This is a genomic window from Ensifer sp. BR816 (genome assembly GCF_000378985.1).
In the GTDB taxonomy this organism is placed as follows: domain Bacteria; phylum Pseudomonadota; class Alphaproteobacteria; order Rhizobiales; family Rhizobiaceae; genus Sinorhizobium.
The window spans coordinates 3,104,306-3,116,684 of sequence record NZ_KB905370.1; the positions used below are offsets into that span (position 1 = coordinate 3,104,306).

Here is a 12,379-nt window from a genome sequence, read left to right on the forward strand (position 1 = left end):
ANNTGCGGGCGATTTCGCAATCATCGTCGATGAAGACGAGAACCCGCCCGCGCGCCCATTCCATCCCCGCATTGCGCGCGACGGCAAGGCCGGGACGCGGTTCCGCGACAAGTGTGATTTTCATCCTCGACGCCGCGACGATGCGGCGCAATTCGGCCGGGGTGCCGTCCGACGATCCATTGTCGACCACCACGAGCTCACTTGAGACCGTGAAAGCGGCAGCGCACGCTGCCTCGATCGACCGGATGCATGCCGCGAGAGCCTGCATGCGATCGCGCGTGCAGACGATGAAGCTCGCGAAAGGCCCGTGGCCAGCCGAAGCCGCAGCGGCAGTCGTGCGTTCCCGCCGCGCCTCTACGTGCTCTCTTTCCTGAAGACCGTCGCGCACCATTTCAGATCGCACCATACTGAGGAAGTACACGTCTGGCGGGCACCGACTGCAGGTAGCGTGCCAGGCCATCCACCTGCTTGGTGGCGGCCAGCGAAAGGCGGCTGCACCAGGGGGCACGAGCCCCGGCGAGCAAGCCGTATCGTTCACGACGCCGGATGAGCTGCCATTTGCCTGTCCGTGTCAGGAACGCGTGCGTCAGTTCCGGGCGTTTCTCGTCGGCGATGAGTTGGTAGAGAAAATAGAAGAAGCACAGGAGGCCGTCCTCGTAAGCCCGGCGCAGCTCCGGGGGAAACGCAGCGACCTTGCGTTCGAGCGAGACGATGAACTCGGCAACAACGCGGATCGTCTCCGGCGTTACGGCAGCCCCGATCTCGCGGAGCACACTTGCGTCCTCGAAAAGACCATCCATTACAAGGTTTTCGGCGACGATCTTCAGATGCGTCTGGCGCATCTGAAGCAGGTGCTTGCTCGTGACGCTGCCCGTGTGCAGCCGGTATGCGACCAGAGCCTCGTCGATCATCATCGTCGGAAAACGACCGGCGATCCGCCGGAACAGGTCGAAATCCTCGGCATGCGGGTAGCCTTCATCATAGGCGAGCATATTGTCCGGGATCACGCGTCGGTTAAAGATCACCGTCGAGTGGATGAAGATGGTGAAGAACTTCGAGAGGATGTGCATGGCGCCCGGCCGGTAAATGGGGCTGGGTGTGCCGCGGACGACGCGGTTGCCGATCAGGGTATCGACCCCGGCTCCGCATAGGGCGAGTTCCGGCTCTTCAGTGAACAGCGCCACCTGCCGCGAAAGCCGCGACGGATAGGAAATGTCGTCGGCATCCATTCGGGCGACGAGTTCGCCGCGGGCAAGCGCCAGCCCCTCGTTCAAGGTCGCGATGAGGCCGCGGTTTTCGCGTGAGCGGATCGAGATCCGGCGATCCATCGCTCGATGGCGCTCGAGGATTTCCAGCGACCGATCCGTCGAACCGTCGTCGATTGCGATGATCTCCAGATGCTCATAGTCCTGGCGCAGAATGCTCTCGAGCGCTGCGGCGAGATAGGGTTCGCCGTTGTAGACGGGCAAGAGGACGGACACCAATGGGGTGGGCATGGTTCGGCTCGCGTATCTATTGAATATCCGAGGTCTGGAAGGCTTTGGCGCGCTCGCCCGACACTCGTGGAAAGGCCGGCGTCTCCTCGGTCCCTCTTCCCACGCCGACCCCTTTGCCTGCATTCGCCAGGGCGATCCTGGCGCCTGTCCGGCGCACATAGGGAAAGTGGCGCTTCAGCGCGTTAAGCGGCTGCTCGAAGGCGAACCAGGAGATCGAAGCGAGGATCAGAGTCCCGAGCCCCGCGACGAGAAAGCGACCCGGCCCCTGCTCCAAGACATTGACGGGGATGAAGGGCTGCGCCTGGACGACAAGAGCAAGCACGATCGCATGATAAAGATAAACGCCGTAGCTGATGCGGCCAAGGGCGGTCATCGGGGCGCATTCGAAGAGGCGGCCAAAAGCGCCCCCGATCCCACGCGAGCAACTGCCGACGAGTAGCGCCAGCGGCAACAATGGAAAGACCTCAAGGCCCATCCATGCCAGCCATTCGAGGAGCGGCGGCTTCGGTGTCGGACGAAACCACAGGAGGATCAGGGAAACGGCCAAAAGCGGCATCCAGCTCCGCTCGATGGAGCGCGGCCAGGTCACGCCCATTGATCGATTGTCCGCCAGAAGTGCGCCGACCGCGAGCGCGTCCATCGATGCCGGCGGCAGCAGGTCGCGCCCCAGCGATGGCGTGCCGGTCAGGGGCCAGTAGAAGCGGTAGGCGAGCGAGAAGGCGATGACGCCGAGGCAGATCGCCGGAATCGAGCGCCGCGGCGCCAGAAGCATGACCAGCGGCCAGGCAATATAGAATTGCTCCTCGATACTCAGGCTCCAGGTATGACAGAGAACCCACGGGGTCCACGCGTTCTGCAGCGCGTACCAGAAGTTGGAAAGATAGAGCGCGTGCCACGCCAGAACTTCCCTGGAGCTCTCCAGACCGGTCAGCCACACGAATCCGAGGACGGCGAAATAGGGAGGAAAGATACGCAACGCCCGGCGCGCATAGAACGACTTGAGCGCGACAGCCCGCTCGAAGGAGGAATCGGCCCGCGCCTCGAGGAGCAGTCGCGTGATCAGAAACCCGCTCAGCACGAAGAACAACCGGACGCCGATATGGCCCCAATAGGATCCATCCGCGGCGAAGAAATGGCCGTAGAGGACCATCGAAACGGCAACAGCTCGCAGTCCGTCCAACTGTCTGTCGCGCGCAATCTGCATGAACATCCCCCCGAGTTAACCTTTGCGGGATTCCCCTGGTGGCATCACTCCCTGGGTATCTGATTGTTGCCGCCGGTTTCCGTAGGCGCTCTTGGGCAAGAGCCGTGAGAATTAGGTAGGTGAAAGAATGGTTAAGGCGGTATCGGCGACTGTATGGGCGAATAGGGCTAAACTTTGGCGCCCCTCTCACTAGGATGCCCGTTCGTCCGTGGTGGCAACGGCGCTGTGTCACGCATGCAACGCCACGCCCGGGTTGGGGTTAAACTTGATGCGGCGTGTTGATTTAGTTGCATTGAGCTTGACTATACATCCATCGCGGCAGAAGTCCGGCCCGACGCATCGCATTAACACGTCGCGCTAAGTCACGCCTTCGCCGCCCTAAAACGTCGGCGGCGTATTGATCCAGAGCAGAATTGTCTCGCCGTCGTGGCGGTTCGACCAGGCATGGCGCCGGCGACTCTCGAAATAGAGCGAGTCGCCCGGGTGAAGATCGTAGAACTGGTCGGAATCCAGCACGAACTCGACGCGCCCGGAAAGCACATAGACGAACTCTTCACCTTCGTGCCGATAAGCGCCCTCGCTCGAGGCGCCGGGTGCCAGTACGAAGCGGTGGCAGTCCATCTGGTTCTTGCCCTCGGCAAGCAGTTGCACCGTCACGCCCGGTGTCGTGCGCGGCCAGTTGCGCCATTCGCCGGCGCGCACAAGGGCGCGTGCCTGCGGTTCCTCCTCGCCCGAGAGGCTCGAGACCGTGGTGCCGAAATATTCGGCAAGATTGTGCAAGACGGCAATCGAGACGCCCTGGGAGGTCCGCTCGAGCGTCGAGAGCGCCGATGGCGCAATGCCGACTTCGCCGGCCACCTGTTCCAGCGTCTTGCCCGCCGCATGCCTGAGGCTTCTCAATTTGCGCCCGACTTGCAGGTCCGCATTGCCTTCCGTCGACGGCCCCGGCACGGGGTCGTCATTCGCCGCGCCTTCGGCTTCCAGCGCCTCGCGAATTGCCGCCGGGTTGAGGCCGCGCGCGGCGCGAAACCAGGAAATACGCTTCAGCCGCGCCAGGTCCGCCTCGGTATATTGCCGATGGCCGGTCGCCGAACGCCCGGGCACCACGAGCCCCTGGGTTTCCCATAGGCGCAACGTCGAAGCCGAGACGCCGGCGAGCCTTGCCGCTTCGGCCACCTTGTAGCGAATATTGCCCGGCCCGCTCATCGATATCCGTCCTTCCGACGCCAAAGATGGCGCGATTCCCTGTCGTGTTCAGTTTTCGGCAATCTAGGCGCGCGCCCCGCAGATTTACAAGAAGAGGCCATCAGTCGCCGTGCTCGCTCCATCACCAAATTTGATTTGCTTTCCATGTCAAAAGATGTACCACTTCCAGCGAAAAGTTGCAGAAAAAATGCAATATATCTACCAACCTTCCAGACAGGGACAACGATGATGACCAGCCTGACCGATCGCAAGAACGCCGCCATTTCCCGCGGTGTGGGTATGACCACGCAGATCTATGCCGAGCGCGCCGAAAACGCCGAGATCTGGGACAAGGAAGGCAATCGCTATATCGATTTCGCCTCCGGCATCGCCGTCGTCAACACCGGTCACCGCCACCCGAAGGTGATCGCGGCCGTCAAGGCGCAGCTCGATCGCTTCACCCACACCTGCCACCAGGTCGTTCCCTATGAGAACTACGTTCACTTGGCCGAACGGTTGAATGCACTTACCCCCGGCACGTTCGCAAAGAAGACGATCTTCGTCACAACCGGCGCCGAGGCGGTCGAAAACGCGGTGAAGATCGCCCGCGCCGCAACCGGGCGCCAGGCCATCATCGCCTTCGGCGGCGGCTTCCACGGCCGCACCTTCATGGGCATGGCGCTGACCGGCAAGGTCGTGCCCTACAAGGTCGGCTTCGGCGCGATGCCGGCCGACGTCTTCCATGCCCCCTTCCCGATCGAACTCCACGGCGCCAGCGTCGAGCAGTCGCTCGCGGCACTGAAGAAGCTCTTTGCGGCGGATGTCGATCCGGGCCGCGTCGCGGCAATCATCCTCGAGCCGGTCCAGGGCGAAGGCGGCTTCTATCCGGCGCCGACAGCCTTCATGAAGGCGCTCCGCGAGATCTGCGACCAGCACGGCATCCTGTTGATCGCCGACGAGGTCCAGACCGGCTTTGCCCGCACCGGCAAGCTCTTCGCCATGGAGCACCATGATGTCGCTCCGGACCTGATGACGATGGCCAAGAGCCTTGCCGGCGGCTTCCCGCTCGCTGCGGTGACGGGTCGCGCCGAAATCATGGACGCACCGGGTCCGGGCGGCCTCGGCGGCACCTATGGCGGCAATCCGATCGGCATCGCGGCCGCCCATGCCGTGCTCGACGTCATCGAGGAAGAACAGCTTTGCGAGCGGGCCGACCAGCTTGGCAACCGGCTCAAGCAGCGTCTTGCCGAGATCCGAGAAAAGGCGCCGGAGATCGTCGACATTCGCGGTCCCGGCTTCATGAACGCGGTCGAGTTCAACGACGTGAAGACCAACCTGCCGAGCGCCGACTTCGCCAACAAAGTGCGCCTCATCGCGCTTGAAAAGGGGCTGATCCTGCTTACCTGCGGTGTCCATGGCAACGTCATCCGCTTCCTGGCCCCGATCACCATCCAGGACGAGGTCTTTGCCGAGGCGCTCGACATCCTCGAGGCTTCGATCCTCGAAGCGCGCGGTTGACGGCAAGCCGGGCGAGCGCTATCGCGCTCGTCCGACACCGGCTCGGGGCGCGCAGACGCGTGCCCCGCAACAAAACAAAGAGCGAGGCTTGCTGAGCCGTGGCCCGCCTCGCCGGAGGACGCGCCATGGCCCTGACATCCGCACTCACGAAACACCTTCGGGCAGTGAACGAATTCGCTGAACTCGGTCGTGTCACACGGCCCTCCGGCGAATGGGACGGCGCAACCTTCGACGTTTTCAATCCCTCGACAGGCGAATTGCTGGCAACGCTTCCCGACATGGGAATCGGCGACGCTCATGTGGCTATCGAGGCGGCGGCCCGGGCTCAGGCTGCTTGGGCGGCAATGCCGGCCAAGGATCGAAGCGTGATCCTGCGCCGCTGGCATGACCTGATCGTCGAGCATGTCGAAGATCTCGCCGCCATCCTGACCGCGGAGATGGGCAAGCCGCTCGGCGAAGCGAAGGGCGAGGTCCTGCATGCCGCCTCCTATATCGAGTGGTATGCCGAAGAGGCGAAACGCGTCTACGGCGAGACCTTTCCGGCGCCTGCCAACGATCGCCGGATGCTCGTCATCAAGCAGCCGGTCGGCGTCGTCGGCACGATCACGCCCTGGAATTTCCCCGCCTCGATGGTTGCCCGCAAGATTTCGCCGGCGCTCGCCGCCGGCTGCGCTATCGTCCTAAAGCCTGCGGAACAGACGCCTCTCGTCGCCGGCGCCATGTTCGTGCTCGCCGAAAAGGCCGGCTTTCCCGAAGGGGTCCTCAATCTGCTCTACGCCTCGGAGGGGGCGCCGATCGGGCGCGAGCTCTGCAGCAACCCGAAGGTCCGCAAGATCAGCTTCACCGGCTCGACCGAAGTCGGCCGGCTCCTGATGCGGCAATGTTCCGACCAGATCAAGAAGGTGAGCCTCGAACTCGGCGGCAACGCCCCCTTCATCGTCTTTGACGATGCGGATATCGACGAAGCGGTGGACGGTGCTATCCAGGCGAAGTTCCGCAATGCCGGCCAGACCTGCGTCTCGGCAAACCGCATCTATGTGCAGTCGGCGGTGCATGACGCCTTCGCCGAGAAGTTCGTCGCGCGGGTGCGCAAGCTTACAGTGGGTGACGGCTTTTCCCCCGGCGCCACGATCGGTCCGATGATCGACGGCCATGCGATCGAGAAGATCGAGGCCCATGTCGCCGATGCACTCTCCAAGGGCGCCGAACTGCGCTGCGGCGGCGAGCGGATCGGGACCAACGGCACCTTTTTCGCGCCGACCGTCCTCACCGGCATTTCGCACGACATGCGCGTCGCCCAGGAGGAAACGTTCGGGCCGATCGCCCCGATCATCCGCTTCGAGACCGCCGAGCAGGTGGTGGCGGAAGCGAACGACACGATCTATGGCCTCGCCGCCTATTTCTACGCCGAAAACCTGAAACGGGTCTGGCATGTGGCCGAGGCGCTGGAATACGGCATGGTCGGCATCAATACCGGCCGCATGTCCTCCGAGGCAGCCCCCTTCGGCGGCATCAAGCAATCCGGCATCGGCCGCGAGGGCTCGCGCCATGGCCTCGAAGACTATCTCGAGATGAAGTATCTCTGCATGGGCAACATCTGAATTCTTCAGACGACTGCCCTATCAGTCGATGATGTGGTAGCCGCCGTCGACATAGAGCACCTGGCCGGTAATCAGCCGTGCGGCCTCATGCGCGAGGAAGGCCGTCGCGACGCCGACGTCGTCGATGTCGATCAATTCACGGGCGGGCGATTTGATCTTCGTCTTCTCGAGGAGGGCATCGAATTCGGGAATGCCGGAGGCGGCGCGGGTCGCGAGGGCGCCGGGAGAGATCGCGTGTACGCGAATGCCTTTCGGTCCGAGTTCCGCAGCGATGTAGCGCACGGCGCTCTCGAGCGCGGCCTTGGCGACGCCCATGATATTGTAGTTCTCCACCACCACCTGCGAGCCGTGATAGGTCATGGTGAAGAGCGTTCCGCCCCTCTTCATCAGTGGTTCGGCAAGGTGCGCCATGCGGATGAACGACCAGCAGGAAATATCCATCGTCTTCAGGAACCCGTCGCGGGGGACGTCGGTTACCCGACCGCCAAGCGCATCCTTGGGCGAGAAGGCGATCGAGTGAACGAGGAAGTCGAGCTCTCCCCAGGTATCCGCGATGCGCTCGAAAACCGCCTCGATCTGGCCGGGCACGGCAACGTCCAGCGGCAGGAAAATCGGCGCCTCGAGCTCGCGCGCCAGCGGCTCCACATGGGGCTTGGCCTTTTCGTTGAGATAGGTGACCGCGACTTCCGCCCCGAAGGCCCGGAATGCGCGGGCGCAGCCCCAGGCGATCGAGCGGTCGTTGGCGATGCCGACGATCAGGCCCTTGCGGCCTTCGAGGAGCTTGGCCTTGGCGGTAGGAATGGACATCGGTTTGCCTCCGGGTCAGGCGTTGGGGGCACTGATTAGCGCGAGCGTGTGGCGGGCGATCATCAGTTCCTCGTCGGTCGGAACGACGTGAAGCGCGACGCGGCTCGCAGCGGTCGAGATCAGCGCGGCGCCCGCCTCGTTTGCGGCCAGGTCGAGTTCGGCGCCAAGCCAGGCGAGACCCTCGGCGATCCGTGCGCGGATCGGCGCCGAGTTCTCTCCGACGCCGGCCGTGAACACAAAGGCGTCAACCCCGCCGAGCGCCGCGGCAAGCATGCCGGCGCTGAGGCTGCAGCGGTGCACGAAATGGTCGATCGCGAAGGAGGCGCGCTTGTCGTTGCTCTCCAGAAGTTCGCGCATGTCGTTCGAAACGCCGGAAAGACCTTTTAGGCCGGCATCGTGATAGAGGAGGTCAGACACGGCCTCGGCACTCATGCCCTTTTCCGAGATGAGATAGAGCACCACGCCCGGGTCAAGCTGGCCCGGCCGTGTGCCCATCGGCAGGCCATCGAGTGCGGTGAAGCCCATGGTACTCTCGATGCTTTGGCCGTCACGCAGCGCGCACATCGAGGCGCCGCTGCCAAGATGGGCAACGATGACCTTGCCGCGCGCCGCATCGGGCGCGATCTCGCCCAGTCGCTCGGCGACATATTCGTAGGAAAGCCCATGGAAGCCGTAACGCCGCACGCCCTGGTCATAAAAGGCCCGCGGTAGGGCGTAGCAATCGGCATGCTCCGGGTGTCCGCGATGGAAGGCCGTGTCGAAACAGGCGACCTGCGGCACATCGGGGTTGATCTCCATGGCGAGCCGGATCGGCGCCAGATTGTTGGGCTGGTGCAGCGGCGCAAGATCCTGGTAGCTGGCGAGGCGGTCGAGCACGGTCGTATCGATCAGCACCGGCTGCGCGTAGTCGGGGCCGCCATGGACGACGCGATGGCCGATCGCCCGCAGATCGAATCCCTCGAGCGTCAGCAGCCAGTCGCGTGCTGCCGCGATGGCGGCCGGAAGGTCGCGAACGGTTTCCGCGCGTAGCTCTGATCGACAAGGACGTCGCCGTCGGCGCCCTTCGCCTGCAGGCGCGGCCGCGTGCCGATGCCACCGATCTGGCCGCGCACCTGCCGGACCAATCTGGCGTTTTCGATGCCGAAGACCTGGAACTTCAGGCTCGATGAGCCGGCGTTAACGACGAGGATCGCGTCCATGGCGCTAGACCGCCGCGACTTGTGCCGCCCGCCGCCGAGCTGCGAAAAGTGCGGCAACGGCGCAGGAAGCGAGCCGGGTTCTGACCGAATCCGCCCGCGACGTCAGCACGATCGGCACGCGCGCGCCGAGAACGATGCCGGCCGCGTCGGCATGGGAAAGGAAGGTCAGGTTCTTGGCAAGCATGTTGCCGGCCTCCAGATCCGGCACGACGATGATCTGGGCGTGGCCGGCGACCGGCGATCGGATGCCCTTGATGCGCGCTGCCTCCGGATCGATCGCGTTGTCGAAGGCGAGCGGTCCATCGAGCAGGCCGCCCGTGATCTGGCCGCGCTCGGCCATCTTGCAGAGCGCCGCCGCTTCGATTGTAGAGGGGATCTTCGCGGTAACCGTCTCCACCGCCGAAACGATCGCGACCCGCGGCTCGCCAAGCCCGATCGTGACCCAGAGATCGATCGCGTTCTGCACGATGTCGCGCTTGGCATCGAGATCCGGGAAGATGTTGATGGCAGCATCGGTGATGAACAGCGTCTCCGCATGGCCGGGGACATCCATGACGAAGACGTGGCTGATCCGCCGATCGGTCCTGAGACCGGTGGCGGAGGCCGCGACCGCGTGCATCAGCTCGTCGGTATGCAGGCTTCCCTTCATCAGAAGCTCGCCCTTGCCCTCACGAATGAGCGCGACCGCCTTGGCGGCGGCGGCGTGACTGTGCGGCACGTCGATGATCTCCCAGCCGCCGACTTCGAGCCGATGCTCAGCCGCCACGGAGCGGATCTTCGCTTCCGGCCCCACGAGCACCGGCTTGATGAGCCCCGTTTCCGCCGCTTCAAGCGCGCCGCGCAACGAGGTTTCGTCACAGGGATGGGCAACGATCGTGACCGCCGGCGTTTCGGCTTGCGCGGCTGCGATCAGGCGGTCGTACTTGGACGGCTCGGCCGTCAATGCAGTTACCTCGGACACTTGCGGAACCTCCTAACGGTCAGGACGTCTTGCGCTCGCGTGCGGTTTTGCGCGCCACGAACGGCACTGCCTCGCTGTCGAGGCCGAAAAGCGTCTCAACGCGCCCCATTCGCTCGGCAGCGGCGCCGGTCACGGCTCCGGATGCTTGCAGAATTTCACTGAGGGCGTCGAAGGCAGAGCGGCGTTCATCGAGGTCTTCCGGCAGCAGTTTCGGAATTGCCGCGAGCGCCGCTTCCTCGTCGATCAGCAGCATGAAGTACTGCTTGCGTAGCAGAGCCTTGAACTCCGGAAGCGTCAATTGGCTTGCTGTCGGATGGGCGCGGCGCAACCGGCGGATTGCCTCGAAGCCCCGCTCGTCGGCGCCGCCGCGTGCCTTTCCGACGAACAGCAGAGCCCTGGCCACGGCCTCACGGAGGCCGCCCTGGCCGATCTCGGCTTTAAGCGAAGCGATCCGTGTTTCCACGAGCTCCTGGTGCAGATGACTTTTCGCCGGTCTGCGCGGACGGTCTGATTTGTTGTCGATGCCGAGCGCTGTCTGCAAGGCGGGCGCTCCATAGACGGTGCGGAAAGTCTCCTCCGAAAGGCGTTCAACCGTCCGCCGCCAACCCTCCAGGCCGTCGACAAGCTGCCGCGACATGTTTTCCTGCAGCGCCAGGAACGGGTTCTCGGCGCCCGTCGGCTTGCGGTTTTCGCGGGTCTGTTCGGCTGCTTCCCTTATCCAGGTCATGAAGGGATTGCTCGGGCCGAAAAGTTCGTATTGGAGGCGCAGCGGATGCGCGCGGCGCATCGCCTCGGCGATTGCCGGTGTCACCATGGCCCTGACCGCAGGCTGCAGGTAGGTTCTGTAGAATGCCAGATTGATCTCCGAGAGCTTCGCCGCCGCGGCGAAGCGACGCTCGTCCTCGAGATCGTTGCCACCGAGCGCGCGGATATCGTCGAGCGTGCGTGCTTCACAGCGCATCACCCACTCACCGGCGATCAGGTCCCTGCCCTCCACGACCTCGCTCGCAGGTTCCAGCACCGCTTCGTAGAGACCGGGCGGCAGCACATCGATCAGGTCGATGTTGGAGGCAAACTCGTCGTGTTCCTTCCGGGCGACACTGGCGGAGACGAAGATGCCGAGATGGCCGACCTTCTCATGCACGGCGTAGACGATGGTCTGGCCATGTGCGCGGATTTCGTCGACGCTGTCGTAAAGGTCCAGAATCCAGTCGAGCGCCTGCTGCGGCGGCGTGATGTTGTCGCCCTTCGAGCAGAAGACGACGATCGGCGAGTGGATATTGCGCAAATCGATGGCAGTGCTATCGGCGGTGCGGATCTCGCCTGCGGCAAGCTTGTTACCGACGAAGAGTTCATCGACGATGAACTGCATTTCCTCGGCGTTCAGCGTCACGTGACCGCCCCACCAACGCTCGAAGCCCAGGTAGCGCTCGGCCTCCGTATCTATATTCGAATAGAGGTTGTACTGCTTGGTCCAGAGGGTATTGGCTGGGTTCTGGTTCTCGAAATTCTGGACCAGCCAGGCGCCGTCGAATATGCCGGCGCCGAGATCACTGGTCAGCGCCGTCAGCCAACTGCCCCCGAGCAGGCCGCCCGAATAGCGCATCGGGTACTGCCCCTTCACACCCGCCCAATAGGAAAGCGGCGTGCCTGCGATGATGATCGGACCAAACAGTTCCGGGCGGAGCGATGCAAGGATCATTACCGCCCAGCCGGCCTGGCAATTGCCGATCACGCAGGGCTTGCCGTCAGCATTAGGATGGCGGGCAATCACCGTCTCGAGGAAGACAGCCTCTGCGCGGGCGATGTCTTCAATGGTCTGGCCGGGAACGGGGTCCGGAAGGAAGCCGATGAAGTAGCAAGGGTGGCCCGCTTTCATCGCCACGCCGATCTCGCTATCGGCCTTGAACCCGCCGATACCGGGTCCGTGGCCGGCGCGCGGATCGACGACGACGAAGGGTCGTTTCAACGGGTCGACCCTGATGGCTTCGGGCGGAATGATCCGGACAAGCGCGTAATTGACCGGTCGGCCGAGCTTGCGGCCGTCAACGGCCAGTTCCGCTTCATAATTCAACACGTGCGGAGCGGTCTGTGTCTTGTGTTCCTCATACTGCTCGCCACGCTGGCGCATGACGTCGAGAAACAGGATGGATCGCTGCCAGGCATCGAGCGAATAGGCGAATGCGTCTGCGAATGTCGGGATGGTGGATTGCTTGGGCATGATGTCCACTCCTCGGCTTGACCGAAGGTCGGTCCCATTCCGGTCTGCACATAGGGCAACGCTCCTTGTCGAGCGTTGATCTGCGTCAAAGAAGGTGGCGGCGCGGCCGCAACATTGTCCGGCATTGATGACCGTGAAAGGCTGACTTCACGGGTGCGACAAGCATAGCGGTGGAGTGTTACGGCGA

At 63.6% G+C, this 12,379-nt stretch carries 8 protein-coding genes and 2 pseudogenes (1 of these 10 only partly in view); 2 read left to right on the forward strand and 8 right to left on the reverse strand.

Features of this window, described 5'->3' with window-relative positions; all coding sequences use genetic code 11:
• The 4 genes and pseudogenes from RHIBR816_RS0114875 to RHIBR816_RS0114890 all read right to left on the reverse strand — a co-directional run.
• Positions 1–391, reverse strand: a pseudogene (locus tag RHIBR816_RS0114875) (glycosyltransferase family 2 protein) (it extends 650 nt beyond the left edge of the window).
• Position 392: 1 nt separating this feature from the next.
• Positions 393–1,496 (reverse strand): glycosyltransferase family 2 protein, encoded by a 1,104-nt coding sequence (locus RHIBR816_RS0114880; protein ID WP_026187017.1) that lies wholly within the window; start codon positions 1,494–1,496, stop codon positions 393–395.
• Positions 1,497–1,512: 16 nt separating this feature from the next.
• The gene (locus RHIBR816_RS34190) at positions 1,513–2,700 is read right to left on the reverse strand and encodes an acyltransferase (protein WP_034816348.1); all 1,188 of its coding nucleotides are present in this window, start codon (positions 2,698–2,700) and stop codon (positions 1,513–1,515) included.
• A gap of 378 nt (positions 2,701–3,078) precedes the next feature.
• The gene (locus tag RHIBR816_RS0114890; RefSeq protein ID WP_018237360.1) at positions 3,079–3,906 is read right to left on the reverse strand and encodes a MerR family transcriptional regulator; all 828 of its coding nucleotides are present in this window, start codon (positions 3,904–3,906) and stop codon (positions 3,079–3,081) included.
• 228 nt (positions 3,907–4,134) lie between these two features.
• Here RHIBR816_RS0114890 and RHIBR816_RS0114895 point away from each other — a divergent pair, with 228 nt between their 5' ends.
• Both RHIBR816_RS0114895 and RHIBR816_RS0114900 read left to right on the forward strand, forming a co-directional pair.
• Positions 4,135–5,403, forward strand: coding sequence for a 4-aminobutyrate--2-oxoglutarate transaminase (locus RHIBR816_RS0114895; RefSeq protein ID WP_026187018.1), 1,269 nt, complete (start codon positions 4,135–4,137; stop codon positions 5,401–5,403).
• A gap of 125 nt (positions 5,404–5,528) precedes the next feature.
• A complete protein-coding gene (locus RHIBR816_RS0114900) occupies positions 5,529–7,004 on the forward strand; it encodes an NAD-dependent succinate-semialdehyde dehydrogenase (protein WP_018237362.1) in 1,476 nt (491 codons plus the stop codon).
• A gap of 21 nt (positions 7,005–7,025) precedes the next feature.
• Here the strand turns inward: RHIBR816_RS0114900 and fabI are convergent, their stop codons facing one another.
• The 4 genes and pseudogenes from fabI to RHIBR816_RS0114920 form a co-directional block, all read right to left on the reverse strand.
• Positions 7,026–7,811 (reverse strand): enoyl-ACP reductase FabI, encoded by a 786-nt coding sequence (gene fabI / locus RHIBR816_RS0114905; protein ID WP_018237363.1) that lies wholly within the window; start codon positions 7,809–7,811, stop codon positions 7,026–7,028.
• 15 nt (positions 7,812–7,826) lie between these two features.
• Positions 7,827–9,010, reverse strand: a pseudogene (locus RHIBR816_RS34195) (acetate/propionate family kinase).
• Positions 9,011–9,014: 4 nt separating this feature from the next.
• Positions 9,015–9,971, reverse strand: a complete 957-nt coding sequence (locus RHIBR816_RS0114915) for a phosphate acetyltransferase (protein ID WP_026187019.1) — start codon at positions 9,969–9,971, stop codon at positions 9,015–9,017.
• Positions 9,972–9,990: 19 nt separating this feature from the next.
• A complete protein-coding gene (locus RHIBR816_RS0114920; RefSeq protein WP_018237365.1) occupies positions 9,991–12,192 on the reverse strand; it encodes a DUF3141 domain-containing protein in 2,202 nt (733 codons plus the stop codon).
• Positions 12,193–12,379: the final 187 nt, after the last annotated feature.